Source organism: Variovorax sp. OV700, from assembly GCF_900099805.1.
Taxonomy (GTDB): domain Bacteria; phylum Pseudomonadota; class Gammaproteobacteria; order Burkholderiales; family Burkholderiaceae_C; genus Variovorax.
This window is the reverse complement of the sequence record NZ_FNDR01000007.1, coordinates 1-18,460: the sequence shown is the minus strand read 5'-3', so window position 1 is coordinate 18,460 and position 18,460 is coordinate 1. Positions and strand designations below refer to the sequence as shown.

Below are 18,460 nucleotides of genomic sequence, written 5' to 3'. Positions count from 1 at the left end.
AGTGACTGGCGAACGAGGCCTGATCGCGCGGCACGCCGGCACGGTGCTGGTCGGCCAACTGGCCGTGATGGCGTTCGGCGTGACCGACACCATCGTGGCCGGGCGCTATGCCGAAAGCGCGCTGGCCGCGCTGTCGGTGGGCGCGGCCATCTTCATCAGCGTGTTCGTCTCACTGATGGGCGTGCTGCAGGCGCTGCTGCCGGTGTGGGCCGAACTGCACGGCGCCGACCGCCAGAGCGAAGTGGGCCGCTCCGTGCGGCAGTCGCTCTACCTGAGCGCCATCACCATCGCCATCGGCATGGTTGTGCTGCTGTTCCCCGGCGCCGTGTTGCGATGGACCCAGGTCCCTCCCGAGATGCGCGCCGGCGTGGAGGCATACCTCGCGGTGCTCGCGTTCGCGCTTCCGCCCGCCCTGCTCTTCCGCTTGTTCAGCACGCTGAACCAGAGCCTCGGCAAACCGCAGGTCGTGACCTGGCTTCAGCTGGGTTCGCTGTTCGTGAAGCTGCCACTGTCGATCTGGTTCACCTTCGGCGGCGCCGGCCTGCCGGCCATGGGGCTGGTGGGCTGCGCCTGGGCCACGCTGTGCGTGAACTGGACCATGCTGGCCTGCGCGGTCTGGCTCCTGCGCAGCAGTTCCTTCTACAAGGACTACCGGCTCTGGGAGCGCATCGAGGCGCCCGACTGGCGGCAGATCCGGCAGTTCGCAAACCTGGGCATTCCGGGCGGACTGGCGGTGCTGGTGGAGGTGACGTCGTTCACGCTGATGGCGCTCTTCATCGCTCGCCTGGGCACGGCGGCTGCAGCCGCGCACCAGATTGCCTCGAACCTGCTGGCGGTGGCCTACATGGTGCCGCTCTCGCTCGGCATTGCCACCAGCGCGCGCGTGAGCTTCTGGCTCGGTGCCGGGCAAGCGGCCAGGGCCCGCCGCGCCTGCCGCTTGGGCTTCGAGCTCACAGCCCTTTACGCACTGTTTTTTGCGGGCGCGATGGTGGCGCTGCGCTTCAAGCTGGCCCACGTGTATTCGGACAACCCGGCCGTGATAGCGCTCGCCGCGGCGCTGCTGCTGGTGGTCGCGGTCTACCACTTTGCCGATGCGCTGCAGACGCTGTGCGTGTTTGTGCTGCGCTGCTACCGTGTCACGCTTGTGCCGCTGGTCATCTATTGCACTCTGCTCTGGGGCTTCGGGCTCGGCGGGAGCTACCTGTTGGCCTACCGCGGACTCGGCCCCTGGCCTGCGATGCAGTCGCCCTTGGCGTTCTGGCTCATGAGCGCGGGCGCGCTCGCTGTCACGGCCGTGTTGTTCGGCGCGCTGCTGCGGTGGACGATGCGGCGTTCACTTCGCTAGCACCCGCGCTTCACGCACCCGGGTGGCCGTAAACACCAGCGCAAAGCGCGAGCCCTTGCCGACCGTGCTCTCGATGCGCAATTCGGCGCCATGCCGCTGCGCGATGTGCTTCACGATCGCCAGGCCCAGCCCGGTGCCGCCGGTCTCGCGCGAGCGGCTACGGTCGATGCGATAGAAGCGCTCGGTAAGCCGCGGAATGTGCTCGGCGGCAATGCCGGGACCGGTATCGCGCACCGCGTATTCACCTCGCCCGTCGGGCAGCAGTCGCCAGCTCACCGCCACCTCGCCGCCGCCTGGCGTGTAGCGGATGGCATTGCTCAGCAGGTTCGACATGGCGCTTTGCAATTCGGTCGGCGCGCCCGAGATTTCGGACTCGGCCTCGATGCTGAACGAAAGGCGATGGCCCTGCGGCGCCAGCCGGCCCGACAACCCACGGGCCTCGTCCTCGCACTGCGCGAGCAGCGCGCGGATGCGGATCCACTGGTTGCCCGACGGCGCCGCACTGCCCTCGAGGCGCGACAGCGTCAGCAGGTCGTTCACCAGCGTTTCCATGCGGTGCGACTGCTGGCCCATCAGCGAGAGATACCGCGCGCGCTCGTCCGCGTCGAGGGGCAGGTTCTGCAGGGTTTCGACAAAACCCGCCAGCACCGTGAGCGGCGTGCGAATTTCGTGCGAAACGTTGGCGACAAAATCGCGCCGCATGGCCTCGGCCTGCTCCAGCGCCGTGATGTCGCGCGTCAGCAGCATGCGGCGATTGCCCGCATACGGATGCACCTGCACTGACAAACGCACCGGGTGGCTGCGCTGCTGCGCCTGCCGCGGGCCGGAGGCGTCGATGACGACGTCGCGGCTGTAGTTCCATGACGCCAGATAGGCCACGAAAGCCGGGTCGCGCACCAAGTTCGCAAGATGCTGCAAGAGATCGCGCTCGGCATCGATGCCGAACTGGCTTGCCGCCGTCTGGTTGCACCATTCGATGCGGCCCTGCTCGTCCAGCAGGATCACGCCGTTGGGAGACGCCTGGATGGCGGCCAGGAACTCTTGCAGCCGGTCTTCGGCTTGCCGCGTTTGCTGCTCGCGTTCGCGCAGCAGCTTGCGGATGCGTTCCGAGAGTTCGCCCCACACGCCGGCGCCACGGGTGGGCAGGCCAGACGCGTCGTTACGCAGCACTCGCAGCAGGCGCTCGGCCCGCCACGCATCGAGCGCGAGCCACAGCGCCGCACCCAACCAGGCGCCCAGCCACCCGAACTTCCAGCCAAAAATAGCTACAGCGCCCGCTCCTATTGCGAGGGACGCTATGAGAAATGTAGCAATACGGAAAGGCATGGCGGGCGATTATCCGCGCCCGCGGACCATGAAAGCCGGCGCGATCAAACCGTGACTTGGGCCGTCAGGCGGTAGCCGGCTCCGCGCACCGTTTCAACCATGGGCGAAGCGGCGCCCAGCGATTCGCGCAAGCGCTTGACGTGCACGTCGACCGTGCGTTCCTCGATGTAGACATGGTCGCCCCAGACCTTGTCGAGCAATTGCGCACGGCTGTGCACGCGCTCGGCGTGCTGCATCAGGTAGGCCAGCAGCTTGAATTCGGTCGGCCCCACCTTGAGCGCATTGCCCTGCCAGGTGACACGGTGCGTGGCCGTGTCGAGCGCAAGCTCGCCGATTTCCACGCGCTCCGTGACCACCTCGGGCGCACGCCGGCGTAGCACCGCGCGGATGCGCGCGAGCATTTCCTGCGTGGAGAACGGCTTGGTGATGTAGTCGTCGGCGCCTGCATCGAGGCCGGCCACCTTGTCGGGCTCGTCGCCGCGCGCGGTCAGCATCAGGATGGGAATGGCCTTGGTGCGCGCATCCTTGCGCCACTGGCGCGCGAGCTGCAGGCCGCTCTGGCCGGGCAGCATCCAGTCGAGCAGGATCAGATCCGGCAGGAAGGCGTCGATCTCGCGCTGCGCGGCCGCGCCATCCTCCGACCAGATCGGCTCGAAGCCGTTGTGGCGCAGGTTGACGGCGATCAGCTCGGCGATCGACGACTCGTCTTCGACGATCAGGACTCGGGGTTTCTTCATGCTTTGCTGTGAGTCGTTCGCTCGCTGTTACTTCAACGCCGATTCGATTTCCTGCATCGAAGTGTGCCGCACATCGGCGCCCTTGACGATGTAGATGATGAATTCGGCGATGTTCTTGGCGTGATCGCCGATGCGCTCGATGGCCTTGGCCAGGAACAGCAGGTCGAGGCTGGCCGAGATCGTGCGCGGGTCTTCCATCATGTAGGTGACCAGCTTGCGCACGAAGCCGTCGAACTCCTTGTCGATCAGGTCGTCGTCCTTCAGGATCGACAGCGCGGCGGCCGTGTCCAGGCGCGCGAACGCGTCGAGCGCGGTGCGCAAAAGGCCCGAAGCCAGGTCGGCGGCAATGCGCAGTTCGTTCGAGGGCAGCGCACGGGCGGAGCCGCTCTCGATGATCGACTTGACCATGCGTGCGATCTTGTTGGCCTCGTCGCCCACGCGCTCCAGGTTGGCCGTGGTCTTGGAGATGGCGATCAGGAGGCGCAGGTCGCGCGCGGTCGGCTGGCGCCGCGCAATGATCGAAGACAGCTCGCGGTCGATCTCGATCTCCATCGCGTTGACGCGCTGCTCTGTCTCCATCACGCGGTCGGCCGCGTCGGGGTCGAACTGCAAGAGCGCATACACCGCCTGGTGGATCTGCGCCTCGACCATGCCGCCGAGTTCCATCACACGCGACGAGACGCCGTTGAGTTCGCTGTCGAACTGGCTGGAGAGATGTTTTTCAGTCATGTGTGCCTCCTTGGCATCAGCCGAAACGGCCTGTGATGTAGTCCTCGGTCTCCTTGCGCTGCGGCTTGAAGAACATCTGTTCCGTCGCGCCGAACTCGATCAGGTCGCCCAGGTACATGTAGGCGGTGTAGTCGCTGCAGCGTGCGGCCTGCTGCATGTTGTGCGTCACGATGACCACGGTGTACTCGTTCTTGAGTTCGGCGATCAACTCCTCGATCTTCGCGGTCGAAATCGGGTCGAGTGCGGAGCAAGGTTCATCGAGCAACAGCACCTCGGGCTTGATGGCAATGCCGCGGGCAATGCACAGGCGCTGCTGCTGGCCGCCGGAAAGGCCCGAGCCGCTTTGCTGCAGCTTGTCGCGCACCTCGGTCCAGAGAGCGGCCTTCTTGAGCGCCCACTCCACGCGGTCGTCCATTTCGCTCGCACTCAGATTCTCGAACAGCTTCACGCCGAAGGCGATGTTGTCGTAGATCGACATCGGGAACGGCGTGGGCTTCTGGAACACCATGCCGACCTTGGCGCGGATCAGCGCCACGTCCTGCTTGGAGGTGAGCAGGTTCTCGCCGTCCAGGGCAATGGTGCCTTCGGCGCGCTGCTCGGGGTAGAGCTCGAACATGCGGTTGAAGGTGCGCAGCAGGGTCGACTTGCCGCAGCCCGACGGGCCGATGAAGGCCGTGACCTTGTTCTCGGGGATCTCGAGGTTGATGCCCTTGAGTGCGTGGAACTTGCCGTAGTAGAAGTTCAGGTCCTTGACCGAGATCTTCGAGCGCGACGGTTGTGCGACGGTGTTTGGCATGGTTGCCTTTCTTGAATCAGTGTTTGTTGCGCGTGAGGACGCGCGCCAGGATGTTGAGTGCGAGCACGGCCACGGTGATCAGGAACACACCGGCCCAGGCCAGCTGTTGCCAGTTCTCGTACGGACTCATCGCAAACTTGAAGATCGTCACCGGCAGGCTGGCCATCGGCTGGCTCAGGTCGGCGGTCCAGAACTGGTTGTTCAGCGCGGTGAAGAGCAGCGGAGCGGTTTCGCCGGCAATGCGGGCCACGGCCAGCAGCACACCCGTGACCACACCGGCACGCGCGGCGCGCAGCGTGATGCTCAGGATCACTTTCCACTTCGGGGTGCCGAGCGCATAGGCCGCTTCACGCAACCCCGGCGGCACCAGTTGCAGCATGTTCTCTGTGGTGCGAATCACCACCGGAATCACGATCAGAGCGAGCGACAGCGCACCCGCCAGACCCGAGAAGGTCTTGAAGTAGGCCACCACCACGGCGTAGACGAACAGGCCGATCACGATCGACGGCGCCGACAGCAGAATGTCGTTGACGAAGCGCGTCACCGATGACAGCCAGCCCTTGGGGTTGTACTCGGCCAGGTAGATGCCGGCCATGATGCCGATGGGAGTGCCCACGAAGGTGGCCAGCGCCACCATCACGAACGAGCCGAAGATCGCGTTCGCGATGCCGCCCGCCTCGTTCGGCGGCGGCGTCATTTCGGTGAAGGTGGCAAGCGCCAGGCCGCCGAGACCCAGGCGCAGCGTCTCCCACAGGATCCAGATGAGCCAGAACACGCCGAACACCATCGCCGCGAGCGACAGCGTGAGCGCGATCTTGTTGACGCGGTTGCGCGCGGCAAACTTGGCCTGGCGGGTTTCGGCGAGCGCCTTTGCGCTCAAGAGGCTTTCAGCAGTGCTCACAACTTCGTCCCTTCGCTCTTCTTCATCTGGGCCAGCAGCACCTTCGAGAGCGTCAGCACGACGAAGGTGATGAAGAACAGCACCAGGCCGAGATACATCAGCGCAGCCTGGTGCAGGCCCGCGCCGGCTTCGGCAAACTCGTTGGCAAGTGCCGAGGTGATGCTGTTGGCAGCCTCGAACACGGAAAGCGAATTGAGCTGGTTCATGTTGCCGATCACGAAGGTGACCGCCATCGTTTCACCCAGCGCCCGGCCGAGGCCGAGCATGATCCCGCCGATCACGCCGGCCTTGGTGTAGGGCAGCACGACCTTCGAGACCACTTCCCAGGTCGTGGAGCCGAGACCGTAGGCCGACTCCTTGAGCAGCGGCGGCGTCACTTCGAACACATCGCGCATCACCGAGGCGATGAACGGGATGATCATGATCGCGAGGATGATGCCGGCCGAAAGAATGCCGATGCCCACGGGCGGACCCGACACCAGCGCGCCGAGGTACGGCACGCCTGCAAGCAGCTTCTGCAGCGGCTGCTGCACCCAGGCCGACAGGATCGGGCCGAACACCAGGAGGCCCCACATGCCGTACACGATCGAAGGCACGGCGGCGAGCAATTCGATGGCCGTGCCCAGCGGCCGCTTGAGCCAGTTGGGCGACAGCTCGGTGAGGAACAGCGCAATGCCGAAGCTCACCGGCACCGCGATCACCAGCGCGATGATCGACGTGGCCAGCGTGCCGTAGATCATGACCAGGCCGCCGTACTCGTTCTGCACCGGGTCCCACACGCTGCTGGTGAGAAAGCCGAGGCCGTACTTCGAGATGGCGGGCCAGGCGCCGACGATCAGCGACATCAGGATGCCGATCAGCATCGCGAGCGTGAGCAGCGCGGCGCCCTTGGCGGCCCAGCCGAACAGGCGGTCGGCCATGGGGCCCGAGCGCGGCGCCTTGGCGGGCGGTGGGGCGGTGGCGCGGCCGCGTTCGGCCGCGAGGTCGAGCGTGGATGCGGAAGCAGGAAAAGTGGATGACACGGGTCGCTCCGGCAATGACGAATGCGGCGCATCCTGGAGCGAAGAGCTGCTCATGGATGCGCCGTTCTTGACTGGATGGTTGATGGCTTACTTGAAGGCGACCGGCTTGCCCGATGCGTCCTTCACTTCACCCCATGCCTTGGCGATCGTGGCCTTCACGGCATCGGGCATCGGCACGTAGTCGAGATCGTCGGCCGTCTTGTCGCCACCCTTGTAGGCCCAGTCGAAGAACTTGAGCACAGTGGTCGCGTTGGCGGGCTTGTCCTGCACCTTGTGCATCAGGATGAAGGTGGCGCCGGTGATGGGCCATGCGTCCTTGCCGGCCTGGTTGGTCAGCACCTGGTAGAAGCTCTTGTTCCAGTCGGCGCCGGCGGCGGCGGCCTTGAAGGCCGTGTCTTCGGGCGAGACGAAGTTGCCGGCCGCGTTCTGCAGCTGGGCAAAGTTCATCTTGTTCTGCTTGACGTACGCGTACTCGACATAGCCAATCGAGTTGGGCAGGCGATTCACGAAAGCAGCAACGCCTTCATTGCCCTTGCCACCCGCGCCGGTCGGCCAGTTCACGGCTGTGCCCTCGCCGACCTTGGTCTTCCACTCGGCGTTGACCTTGCTCAGGTAGTTGGTGAACAGGAAGCTGGTGCCCGAGCCGTCGGCGCGGCGAACCGGCGCAATGGCGGCGTCCGGCAGGGCCAGCGAGCCATTCAGCGCCTTGATGGCGGGGTCGTTCCACTTGGTGATCTTGCCCAGGTAGATGTCGCCCAGGACCTGGCCGTTGAGCTTCAATTCGCCCGGCTTGATGCCGGGGATGTTGACCACGGGAATCACGCCGCCGATGACGGTGGGGAACTGCATCAGGCCCTTGGACTGGAGTTCGTCGTCCTTCAGGGGCGCATCGGAAGCGCCGAAATCGACCGTCTTGGCTTCGATCTGCTTCAAGCCCGCGCCCGAACCGACCGATTGGTAGTTGATCTTGACGCCGGTGGCCTTGTTGAAATCGGAGGCCCACTTGGCGTACAGCGGCGCCGGAAAGCTGGCGCCGGCGCCGGTCACGTCTTGTGCGAAAGCGGGAACTTGGGCGAAGACCGCGGCCACGAGGCCGGCAGCTGCAAATTTGAACGTCGTTTTCATAGAGCTTCCGTTAGAAATAAGAAGTAGTCCCTTTCGGGCTTGAAACGGACTCTAGAAAGCTTGTGTGACATCGGTGTGACACCCCGCCACAGAGGGAAAATGGCGCCGTTTCCTCTGCGGCTTGTGTGACGCTGTCACACAACCGTCATTTCCCGCACCTAGCCTTCGGAACCTCGCCGCCGGCGATTCCGGGGGTGGCGCACCTGTCACGGCGCTACGATCAGAGACACCGCCCTCTTCACTACAACTACATGCAAAACGGCACCCGCCTCGCCGCAGTCGATCTCGGCTCCAACAGCTTCAGGCTCGAGATCGGACAGGTCGACCACGGCCAGATCCACCGCACCGAATACCTCAAGGAAACGGTGCGCCAGGGCAACGGCCTGGACAGCGCCCGAAACCTCACGCCGGAAGCCATGCAGCGCGGCTGGGACGCGCTCGCCCGTTTTGGCGAGCGACTGGCCGGGTTCAAGCGCTCGCAGGTGCGCGCCGTGGCCACCCAGACCTTGCGCGAAGCCCGCAACCGCGAAGAATTCTTGTTGCGCGCGCGCACCATCCTGGGTTTTGGCATCGATGTGATTCCAGGCCGGGAAGAAGCCCGCCTTATCTACCAGGGCGTGGCGCACATGCTGCCGCACACCGATGCCTCCGACCGGGAACGCCGGCTGGTGGTGGACATCGGCGGGCGCTCCACCGAAATGATCATCGGCCGCGCGCTGGACGCCGAGCTGATGGAGTCCTACCGCGTCGGCAGCGTCGCCTGGTCGATGAAGCACTTCGCGGAAGGCCTCTTCACCCCGGCCGCATTCCGGGCCGCCGAGGTGGCCGCCAAGGCCGTGCTCGACGACGCGCTCTCGAGCTACACCCGCGACCAATGGGACGTGGCCTATGGCGCATCCGGCACCATCGGCGCGGTGGGCGACGTGCTGGCAGCGGCCGGCGGAGAGCCGGGCCTGATCACGCGCGACGGCCTCAACTGGCTGGTCGACCGCCTGCTCAAGGCTGGCAGCACCGACAAGCTGCGCATCGACGGCATGCGCGAAGACCGCAAGCCGGTGATCGGTGGTGGCGTGAGCGTGCTGCGCGCGGTGTTCGAACTGCTGGACATCGACGAAATGAAGGTGGCCCAGGGCGCGCTGCGCCACGGCGTGCTCTACGAATTGCTCGAGCGCGACGAAAGCGTGGCCGACATGCGCACCGCCACCGTGGCGCGGCTGGCCACCCGGTTCTCGGTCGATACGGCCCAGGCCAGGCGGGTGGGCGAAACGGCCGCGGCATTGTTCGCGCAGCTCGCACCTGCCGCGCGTGGCGGCAGTTCAGGAAGCCGCGCCGGTCGCGCGATGCGCAAGCTCGGCTGGGCGGCCCAGCTGCACGAGATCGGCACGCTGGTTTCTCACAGCGACTATCACAAGCACGGCGCCTACATCCTCGACAACACCGACGCGCCCGGCTTTGCCGTCAACGAGCTGCATGCGCTCGGCCAGCTGGTGCTGGGGCAGCGCGGAAAGCTGCGCAAGCTCGACGCCGCACTGGAAGACGAGACCTTCGTGATGCAGCTGCTGTCGCTGCGCCTTGCGGTGATCCTGTGCCACGCGCGCCGCGATCCCGACCCAGAGGCGCTGCATCTCGCGGCGCTGGGCGCCAGGGCTTTCACGATCGCCTGCGCGCCCGACTGGGCCGACGCCTATCCGCAGTCCGCACACCTGCTGCGGGAAGAAGTGCTGGCCTGGCAGAAGACCAGCAGCTGGCGCGTGGAACTCAGCGGCTGCTGACGCGCCTCACTTCATTTCATTTCACTTTGACCTGAGGCTGCGTCGAGGCCGGCCGTCCGCGTGGGCTCGGCGGCGCCGGCCAGGTGCGGCTCGTCTCCGCCGAACATGACGGAATAGGCGGGCCGCACCGCCTGGGCAAAGCCCTGCCTCAGTCCTTCACGGGCCCCCCTGGCGTCCTGGAGCAGGCCGTCATACATGAAGTAGGCGGGCTCCTCCAGGTCGGCGGTGTGGGTCGACTGGTACACGACGACCTGCTGCTCGTTTCTCAGCAATTGCTCGACGGCGACAAACGGCTTGAAACTCGACGTGGCATCGGGTGCGCCGTACGCCGCGGTGATCCGCATCGTCAACGTGCTGTAGCCGGGCGTGGGCCGATGTCCCAGTGCCTGCATCTCGGCCAGTGGCCCGTTGACGCGGAAGGCGGGCGTCAGCTTCACCTCGCGGCCGCTCTCCCGCAGGCGCGCTGCGAATTGTTCTGCGAACTGCCGGCTGAGGGTGAGGGACGTGGCCGCCGTGCCGTCGTTCTTCACTGCCGCCATGAACTCCTTGCTGCGCCGCTCCGTCCGGCTGGCCAGGGTCGCCCGGCTACCGACTTCGAAACCGAGCGCCACCAGCGTACCGACCGGCCCCAGAAGCCCGGCAAAGCCCACGATGGCGGACCCGCCGCCGTCCACCACAGTGAACTGGTCTTCCTCGTTGTAAAAGAGTTCGATCTTCGCAAGCGACCGGGTGGCATCGGGGCGCGGCTTCAGCGCGGTCTGCGGCGCATTGGTCGCGCACCCAGCCATGAGGGCCGCAGCAACGAGCAGGGGAACAAGCGTTTTCATGGCGATTGCGGTGAACGACGGCTACGTCAGTGTTCGCCGCTCATGTAGTTGTAAATTATCGATGCCAATTGTGACCAAATGCATCAGGCTCGGACGAGTATGCCACCCTCGCCTTGTCTTGGCTCCTTGAACTTCGTTAAAAAGTTCTCATTAGACGCTGTTTTTTAATTACAAAGTTCTCATGCATTGCGCACGGAGCTCAGCGGGCTTGAGCAGCTTCAGTGCGGGTCGAGGCAGCGGTTTGGGTGGTGGCCGAGCGGGCCGTGCGCGGCTCGTCGTCTCCGAACATGCCTGCATAGGCCGGCTGCACGACCCGGTCGAGCCCCTGCTTCAGCCCTTTATGAGCACCTGCGGTGTCCTTGAGCAAGCCGTCGTACATGAAGTAGGCCGGCTCAGTCACATCAGCGAAGCTGGATGCCTGATGGATTACTGCCTGCTGCTCGTTGCGCAGCAGTTGCTCGACCAGCACGAACGGCTTGAAGCTCGACGTGGCATCGGCGGCGCTGTACGCCGTCGTGATTCGCAGGATCAGCGTGCTGTAGCCTGGCGTGGGACGGAGTTCGGGCACCTGCATCTCGGCGAGCTGCCCGGTCGCGCGCATGAAAGGCGTCACTTTCACCTCGCGGCCACTGTTCCGCAGGCGCGTTGCGAGTTGCTCCGCGAATTGTCTGTTGAGTGTCATGGCCGCGCCGCTGCTCTTCAAAGCCGCTGTGAACTCCTTGCTGCGCTGGTCGGTGCGTGCGGCCATGCCCATCCGGCTGCTGGTGTCAACGGTCAGAGCCAATATCGCGCCGATAGGCCCAAGGAGCCCCGCGAAGCCCGTCAGTCCGGAGCCGCCACCGTCCGTGACGATGAGCTGGTCTTCCTCGTTGTAGATGAGTTCGACCTTCTCGATCGAGCGGGCAGCTTCGTAGCGGGCTTTCAGCACAGGCTGGGACGTGTTCGTCGCACAGCCCGACAGAAGGGCTGCGGCAACGAGCAGAAGCGTCAGCATATTCAACGACATGCTGGCGTCTCGGCGCAGCATGTTCGTGAAGCTTTTTGGCAGCGGGTGGAGCAGTTTCATGCGAGTTCCCCAGTGAGGTGGCCGAACGGCACCGCTTCTCGCCCGTCATCGGGTCAAGGCGTTTTTGCCGTGGAGTCACTGTAGAAATTGCGCCGCATGCGCACATGAGCGGTGCGCACCTTTTCCCGGGAGACAAGCGCCCCGCTACCTCTGGCCGCCCCCATGACAAAGCGCCTGTCTTGAAGCGCCGGTGGGAATCGGCCTGAAAGACGGCTCTTGCAGCTAGAGAAGCTCGGGCGACTGCACCGTGACCACCACGGTCTGCACGTCGCCGTCGCGTTCGCGGGTCCGGATCCACCACAGGGAACCCTTGCGAACCGGGCAGCTGTCCTGCTTCAAGCCGAGAAGCAGCGAAATGGCCTGCCCCACCGATGGCTGGTGGCCGACCATCAGCACCACCGACTTGCCATTCGGCCAGCCGGCCGCGCCCAGCATGGCCTCGGGCGTGGTGTCCGGCGCGAGTTCGGAGCGCAGTTTGTATTTGCGGCCGAGGGCGAGCACGGTCTGCTCGCAGCGCCGTGCAGGGCTGCAGATGATGCGCGTGCCGTCGGGCAGTTGCCGGTCGAGCCAGCTGGCCATGCGCTTGGCCTGCTTTTCGCCACGCGCCGTAAGGGAGCGCTGCAGGTCGTCGCAGCCTTCGGTCCAGTCCTCGGCTTCGGCATGGCGCCAGAAGATCAAGTCCATGGTCGTCGTCCTTCGGTCGTCAGTTGCTGGATGCATCGGAGTGGTGGCCTCGCAATGCATATCGGTTCATCAGCGCGGTCTGAGCGCCATGCGCTTCGATGACGCGCGAGGCGCCCGCCTCGCCCGGATGGGTGTCGCGGTCGACGCGCGTGTAGATTCCATCGCCTCCCAGGTCCCAGGCATCGCGGCCGTCGTGCAGGTATGCCACCAGGCATTCGTCGATCAGACGCTGGCGAAGGCCTGGATCGGTCACCGGCCAGGCCAGTTCGACGCGCCGCATCATGTTGCGATTCATCCAGTCGGCGCTCGAGAGGTAGAGCGACTCTTCCTCCCCATTGCGAAAATAGAAAACCCGCGAGTGCTCGAGAAAACGTCCGATCACCGAACGCACGCGGATGTTGTCCGTCAACCCCGGCACCTGCGCCGGCAAGGTGCAGGCGCCGCGCACGATGAGGTCGATCTTCACGCCGCTCTGGCCCGCACGCATGAGCGCGGCGACCAGTTGCTCATCGGTCAGCGCATTCATCTTGGCCACGATGCGCGTGGGCACGCCGGTGGAAGCGGCCAGGCCCAGCGCATCGATCTGCGAGACGAGATTCTTGTGCAGATCGAACGGCGCCAGCCACATGCGGTTGAGCTTGGGCAGCCGGCTCTGGCTGGCAAGGTGCACGAACACCGCTTCCATGTCGGCCGTCAGCAGCGGGTCGGCCGTCAGGTGGCTGATGTCCGTGTAGAGCCTGGCGGTGCGCGGGTTGTAGTTGCCGGTGGAGAGATGGCCGTAGCGGCGCATCTGCTTGCCTTCGCGGCGCGTCACGAGCAGCATCTTGGCGTGCGTCTTCAGGCCGACCACGCCATACACCACCTGCGCGCCGATCGATTCCAGCATTTCGGCCCAGTTGATGTTGGCCTCTTCGTCGAAGCGGGCCTTGAGCTCCACCACCACCGTCACTTCCTTGCCGCGGCGCACGGCTTCGCGCAGCAGGTCCATCAGCTCCGAGTCGGTGCCCGTGCGGTAGATGGTCTGCTTGATGGCCAGCACCTGCGGGTCTTGCACCGCTTCGCGCAGGAAAGCGAGCACGCCGTCGAAGCTCTCGAAGGGCTGGTGGATCAGCACGTCGCCGCGCTGCAGCCGCTCGAAGAACGACTGCACCGGAGACAGCGTGACGGGATACGACGCAGAGTACGCCGGGAAGAGCAGCTGCGGTTCCTCCAGCAGATCGATCAGTTGGGTCAGCCGGGCCAGGTTGACCGGGCCATGCACGCGGTAGAGCGCCTGCGCGGGCAGGTTGAACTGCGCCAGCAGAAAGCTCGCGAGCGATTCGGCGCAGCTGGCAGACACCTCGAGCCGAACGGCCTGTCCGTAATGCCGATGCTGCAGTCCCTGGCGCAGGGCCGTGCGCAGGTTCTTGACGTCTTCCTCGTCCACCGCAAGGTCGGAGTGCCGGGTGACGCGGAACTGCGAGAAGTCGCCCACCTCGCGCCCCGGGAACATGCTCGAGAGATGCGCGCGCACCACGCTCGAAAGTGCCACGAACAGCGTCTTGCCGTCGGACACCTTGGCCGGCATGCGGATCACGCGCGGCAGCACACGCGGCACCTTGACGATCTGGATCGGGTTTTCGCGCCCGAAGGCGTCCTTGCCGCCGAGCCGCACGATGAAGTTGAGCGACTTGTTGGCCACCTGCGGAAACGGGTGCGCCGGGTCCAGGCCAACGGGAATCAGCAGCGGGCGCACCTCGCGCTCGAAATATTCGCTGACCCATTTGCGCTGGGCCGCGTTGCGTTCGCCGTGCGAAATGATGTGGATGCCGTGCTTTGCAAAGGTCGGCATCAGCTCGTCGTTGTAGAGTGCGTACTGGCGCGCCACCAGCGCGTGGGCTGCCTCGGCCAGGCGCTCGAACGACTCGATCGTATAGCTGCCCTTCTGGTCTCCGGCACTGCTGGCAATCAGGTGCGGCGCGGCTCGAACTTCGAAGAACTCGTCAAGATTGGACGAAACAATGCACAGGTAGCGAAGCCGCTCGATCAGCGGAACCTCGGGCCGGTGAGCCCAGTCGAGCACGCGCTCATTGAAAGACAGGATGCTGTGATCGCGATCGAGCAGCGGGAGCGCCGATGCCGCGACCGCGGGCGTCCTGTCAGCGGGAGCTGATTGCATGGGCACTGATTCTGGAGCAAGGGGCACGGGAGCACACGTAGGCTGAAATATGACAGTGTCGCCCTCGTTTGTGACGTTTCCATGACGATCCTGTGACGCAGACTCCTCCGCGCTGAGCTCCCCTGCACTCGGCGACGGGGCGGATGGCCTGGCGGCGGGCCGGGCAACCGCTGGTTTCATGCGCCCAGAAAGTGCTTGCGATAACGCGCCGGCAGGTCGTCGATGCGCATCAGCATCGGCAGGTCCGCGGTGTTGAAGTCCGGGTCCCAGGCCGGCGCACCCAGCACCTTGGCGCCCAGGCGCAGGTAACCCTTGATGAGCGCGGGCGGCTCCACGTCGAGCGCGCTGTCGAGCCTTTCGACCGGCAGCGGCAGGCGCGGCTGCACCTGGTACTGGATCGGCGCCATGTGGCTGGCCGACAGCTGGCGCCAGATGCTGGCCGCTGCATCGCCGCTGGTCATGCCGTTGTGCGACATGGGAATGCTCGCGCAGCCGATCATGGTGTCGAGCTTGTTGCGATGCATGAAACCGGCCAGGGCACCCCACAGCGCGAGGATCACGCCGCCCTGGCGATGGTCCGGGTGCACGCAGCTGCGGCCCAGCTCGACCATGCGCTCGCGCAGGTCACGCAGGCGGGTCAGGTCGAACTCGGTGTCGCTGTAGGTGCTGCCCACGCGACGGGCCTGGGCCGGCGTGAGTACGCGGTAAGTACCAATCACTTGCTGCGTGAGTTCTTCGCGCACCAGCAGGTGCTCGCAGAAGTCGTCGAACAGGTCGATGTCGTGGCCCGCCAGCGGCGTGCTCACGCGAGCGCCCATTTCGCCGACGAAGACCTGGTGACGCAGGCGCTGCGCCGCACGCACTTCGTCCAGGTGGCGCGCCCAGCTCACGGTGATGCCTTGCTTGGTATCGACGACCACCGGCGGGACTGGCACGGCAGCGGGCGCCTCAGGCACCGCCGTGCGCGCGGCGGCCGGAGCCGGCCACCAGGCGGCACGCAGTCCGATCTGCGACAGCGGAAATGTCGGGTTGGGCAGTTCTTTCATGGGGAACCCTTTCTGCCGATGGAGTCTCTGCACCTGCGGTGAAAGGGGCATGTCAGTGGCATTGCATTTGCATGACGGGGGTTACAGCGTGTTCGTCTCGCATGAGAAGGCCGCTTGGTTGTCTAATGCGATGGGTCCGCGACAAGGAGCTTCTGTACATGGCCACAGCCGCAAGCAGCAATCTGGACAACCGTCTTCACCAGACATTTCCCGTTCTCAGCGATACCGAAATCGCGCGCATTGCGCACTTCGGAACCGTGCAGCGCTTTGCGCGCGGAGAGCGCCTGTTTACCGCCGGGGAAACGAGCCCGGGCATGTTCGTTCTGCTCAAGGGCGTGGTGGCGGTCACGCAACGCGACGGCCTGGGGCACGTGGTGCCCATCGTGCGCCAGGGCCCGGGCGAATTTCTTGCCGAAGTGGGCCAGTTGAGCGGCCGCCCTGCCCTGGTCGATGGCCACGCCGAAGAAGAAGTCGAAGCGCTGATCGTGCCGCCCGCGCAGTTGCGCGCGCTTCTCGTGGCGGAGGCCGATCTCGGCGAGCGCATCACCCGCGCGCTGATCCTTCGGCGCGTGGCGCTGATCGAATCCGGCGCCAGCGGGCCGGTGCTGATCGGCCAGCCGCAGTCGCCCGACATGGCCCGGCTGGAGAACTTTCTTCGCCGCAACGGCCACCCCTATCACTTGGTCGATGCGGCGGAAGATCCTGATGCCGCGGCGCTGCTGGAACAGTACGGCACCTGCAAGTTGCTGGCCGTGTGCCCTGATGGCTCGGTACTGGTCAATCCGGCGGAGGATGCGCTGGCGCGCTGCCTGGGCATGGTCGACACGGAAGAGCACGACGAGCTGTTCGACGTGGCCGTGGTCGGTGCCGGCCCCGCCGGATTGGCAACCGCGGTGTATGCGGCCTCTGAGGGCCTGCGCGTGATCGTGCTCGACTGCCGCGCCTTTGGCGGCCAGGCCGGTGCCAGCGCGCGCATCGAGAACTACCTGGGCTTTCCCACCGGCATCTCGGGGCAGGCGCTGGCGGGCCGTGCCTTCGTGCAGGCGCAGAAGTTCGGCGTGGAGATGCTGATCCCGGCCAAGGTCAAGTCGCTGGACTGCACGCGCAATAACCCCATCGGCAGCCTGCGCATCGCCCTTGCCGACGGCCGCACCATCAACGCACGCACGGTGGTGATTGCCAGCGGCGCACGCTACCGCCGGCCCGACGTGCCAAGGCTCTCCGAATTCGAGGGGCGCGGCATCTGGTACTGGGCGTCGGCCATCGAAGCCAAGCTTTGTTCGCAGCAAGAGGTGGCGCTGGTCGGCGGCGGCAATTCGGCGGGCCAGGCGGCGGTGTTCCTGTCGCGCCATGCGGCCAAGGTCAACGTGCTGGTGCGCGGCCCCTCGCTCGCGGCCAGCATGTCGCGCTACCTGATCGATCGCATCGAGGCCACGCCCAACATCGAACTGCATCCGCACACCCAGCTGGTGAAGCTGAACGGCGGTTCCGAGCAAGGCCTCACGGGTGCGACTTGGCGCTGCCAGACCACGGGCAACGAGCACGATTGCGCGGCGCGCAACATCTTTCTTTTCGTCGGGGCAGAGCCCGAGACCAGCTGGCTCGAAGGCTGCGGCGTCGCGGTCGACAAGCACGGCTTCGTGCTGACGGGCGGCGCGGCGAGCAGTGGTTTTCCGGCGCGCGCCGCCGCGACGCTCGAATCCAGCGTGCAGGGTGTGTTTGCCGTGGGCGACGTGCGCTCGGGCTCGGTCAAGCGCGTGGGCGGAGCCATCGGCGAAGGCGCTGCCGTGGTTGCGCTGATCCACCAGCATCTTTCATCCAGCTCGGCCGTGGCCTGAGGGGGACACGCCGCCGGTTGCCTGGGCGGCGAATGCCCGGCGCTGCACGCGTTTGAATGGCCGCGTATATGCTGCCTCCCTCGAATTCCCACCCCCACATTGGAGCCCCGCGACATGCCCGCATCGCCTATCGAGGTCTATTCATGGCCCACGCCCAACGGCCACAAGATTCACATCATGCTGGAAGAGTGCGGCCTGCCGTACACCGCCCGGCCGATCAACATCGGCAAGGGTGACCAGTTCACCCCGGACTTCCTTCAGATCAGCCCCAACAACAAGATTCCGGCCATTACCGACCCCGACGGTCCGGACGGCAAGCCGATCTCGCTCTTCGAATCGGGCGCCATCCTCGTCTACCTGGCGGGCAAGACCGGCAAGCTGCTGCCCAAGACCGATCGCGAGCGCTACGACGTCCTGCAGTGGCTCATGTTCCAGATGGGCGGCGTCGGCCCCATGCTCGGGCAAGCGCATCACTTCCGCATGTATGCGCCCGAGAAGATCAGCTACGCGATCGAGCGCTACAGCAACGAAGCCAGGCGCCTCTATGGCGTGATCGACAAGCAGTTGTCGAAGAACAAGTTCATTGCCGGCAAGACCTATTCGATTGCCGACATCGCCATCTTCCCGTGGCTGCGCAGCTGGGAAAACCAGGGCATCACCCTCACCGATTACCCGCATCTGAAGGCCTGGTTCGACGGCATCGCCGCGCGCCCCGCCGTGCAGCGCGGCGTGAAAGTGCTGGCCGACCTGCGCCAGCCGATCACCGGCGACAAGGAGCGCGAGATCCTTTTCGGCAAGACTCAGTACGAGAAACGCTGAGAGGCCCGATATCCGGGCTAGAATAGAAGGCTTGTCGGGGTGTAGCGCAGCCTGGTAGCGCATCTGGTTTGGGACCAGAGGGTCGAAGGTTCGAATCCTTTCGCCCCGACCAAAAAAAGTGAACGCCTGCAGTGACGTAAGTTGCTGCAGGCGTTTTGCTTTTCAAATCCGTTCTGACAACTGCTCCAGAATGGCCGGATTCTCCAGCGTGGACGTGTCCTGCGTGATTGCCTCCCCCTTGGCGATGCTGCGCAGCAGGCGCCGCATGA

Annotated in this window: 16 protein-coding genes and 1 tRNA gene; 5 read left to right on the top strand and 12 right to left on the bottom strand. The window is 65.4% G+C overall.

The window, feature by feature from the left end; genetic code table 11:
• Window position 1 precedes the first annotated feature (1 nt).
• Entirely contained in the window at window positions 2-1,345 is a 1,344-nt protein-coding gene (locus BLR24_RS17175; protein WP_093019034.1) for an MATE family efflux transporter, read from the top strand.
• Here BLR24_RS17175 and phoR read toward each other — a convergent pair.
• The 7 genes from phoR to pstS are packed head-to-tail and all read right to left on the bottom strand — an operon-like array spanning window position 1,334 to window position 7,981.
• Window positions 1,334-2,671, bottom strand: coding sequence for a phosphate regulon sensor histidine kinase PhoR (gene phoR, locus BLR24_RS17170; protein ID WP_093019032.1), 1,338 nt, complete (start codon window positions 2,669-2,671; stop codon window positions 1,334-1,336). The two genes, BLR24_RS17175 and phoR, sit on opposite strands and share 12 nt — an antisense overlap.
• Window positions 2,672-2,715: 44 nt before the next feature.
• Window positions 2,716-3,408 carry a phosphate regulon transcriptional regulator PhoB gene (gene phoB, locus BLR24_RS17165; RefSeq protein ID WP_055800201.1) on the bottom strand — a complete coding sequence of 231 codons (693 nt, stop codon included), beginning with the start codon at window positions 3,406-3,408 and terminating at the stop codon, window positions 2,716-2,718.
• Between the two features lie 27 nt (window positions 3,409-3,435).
• Window positions 3,436-4,137, bottom strand: a complete 702-nt coding sequence (phoU, locus tag BLR24_RS17160) for a phosphate signaling complex protein PhoU (RefSeq protein WP_093019030.1) — start codon at window positions 4,135-4,137, stop codon at window positions 3,436-3,438.
• 16 nt (window positions 4,138-4,153) lie between these two features.
• On the bottom strand, window positions 4,154-4,933 hold the full coding sequence (gene pstB, locus BLR24_RS17155) for a phosphate ABC transporter ATP-binding protein PstB (RefSeq protein ID WP_021007056.1): 780 nt from the start codon (window positions 4,931-4,933) through the stop codon (window positions 4,154-4,156).
• A gap of 16 nt (window positions 4,934-4,949) precedes the next feature.
• Complete coding sequence (pstA, locus tag BLR24_RS17150) at window positions 4,950-5,834, bottom strand: phosphate ABC transporter permease PstA (protein WP_093019028.1); 885 nt, start codon at window positions 5,832-5,834, stop codon at window positions 4,950-4,952.
• Window positions 5,831-6,910, bottom strand: coding sequence for a phosphate ABC transporter permease subunit PstC (gene pstC, locus BLR24_RS17145; protein ID WP_093019026.1), 1,080 nt, complete (start codon window positions 6,908-6,910; stop codon window positions 5,831-5,833). The genes pstA and pstC overlap by 4 nt, the downstream gene beginning before the upstream one ends.
• Before the next feature lie 33 nt (window positions 6,911-6,943).
• Entirely contained in the window at window positions 6,944-7,981 is a 1,038-nt protein-coding gene (gene pstS / locus BLR24_RS17140; RefSeq protein ID WP_093019024.1) for a phosphate ABC transporter substrate-binding protein PstS, read from the bottom strand.
• Window positions 7,982-8,232: 251 nt separating this feature from the next.
• Between pstS and BLR24_RS17135 the strand changes: the two genes are divergently transcribed.
• On the top strand, window positions 8,233-9,753 hold the full coding sequence (locus BLR24_RS17135) for a Ppx/GppA phosphatase family protein (RefSeq protein ID WP_093019022.1): 1,521 nt from the start codon (window positions 8,233-8,235) through the stop codon (window positions 9,751-9,753).
• A gap of 11 nt (window positions 9,754-9,764) precedes the next feature.
• On the opposite strand, the gene BLR24_RS17130 is transcribed toward BLR24_RS17135, so the two are convergent.
• From BLR24_RS17130 to BLR24_RS17110, 5 genes are all read right to left on the bottom strand, one after another.
• A complete protein-coding gene (locus tag BLR24_RS17130; RefSeq protein ID WP_254787389.1) occupies window positions 9,765-10,580 on the bottom strand; it encodes a hypothetical protein in 816 nt (271 codons plus the stop codon).
• A gap of 199 nt (window positions 10,581-10,779) precedes the next feature.
• Window positions 10,780-11,646, bottom strand: coding sequence for a hypothetical protein (locus tag BLR24_RS17125; protein WP_093019018.1), 867 nt, complete (start codon window positions 11,644-11,646; stop codon window positions 10,780-10,782).
• A gap of 222 nt (window positions 11,647-11,868) precedes the next feature.
• Window positions 11,869-12,330: a SixA phosphatase family protein gene (locus BLR24_RS17120; protein ID WP_093019016.1), complete on the bottom strand. Its 462-nt coding sequence runs from the start codon at window positions 12,328-12,330 to the stop codon at window positions 11,869-11,871.
• A gap of 19 nt (window positions 12,331-12,349) precedes the next feature.
• A complete protein-coding gene (gene ppk1, locus BLR24_RS17115; protein ID WP_254787387.1) occupies window positions 12,350-14,488 on the bottom strand; it encodes a polyphosphate kinase 1 in 2,139 nt (712 codons plus the stop codon).
• Between the two features lie 176 nt (window positions 14,489-14,664).
• The gene (locus BLR24_RS17110) at window positions 14,665-15,534 is read right to left on the bottom strand and encodes a GNAT family N-acetyltransferase (RefSeq protein ID WP_093019012.1); all 870 of its coding nucleotides are present in this window, start codon (window positions 15,532-15,534) and stop codon (window positions 14,665-14,667) included.
• 158 nt (window positions 15,535-15,692) lie between these two features.
• Here BLR24_RS17110 and BLR24_RS17105 point away from each other — a divergent pair, with 158 nt between their 5' ends.
• From BLR24_RS17105 to BLR24_RS17095, 3 genes are all read left to right on the top strand, one after another.
• Entirely contained in the window at window positions 15,693-17,372 is a 1,680-nt protein-coding gene (locus BLR24_RS17105; RefSeq protein ID WP_175543294.1) for an FAD-dependent oxidoreductase, read from the top strand.
• Between the two features lie 114 nt (window positions 17,373-17,486).
• Entirely contained in the window at window positions 17,487-18,191 is a 705-nt protein-coding gene (locus BLR24_RS17100; RefSeq protein WP_093019008.1) for a glutathione binding-like protein, read from the top strand.
• A gap of 35 nt (window positions 18,192-18,226) precedes the next feature.
• Window positions 18,227-18,303, top strand: a tRNA-Pro gene (locus BLR24_RS17095).
• Window positions 18,304-18,460: the final 157 nt, after the last annotated feature.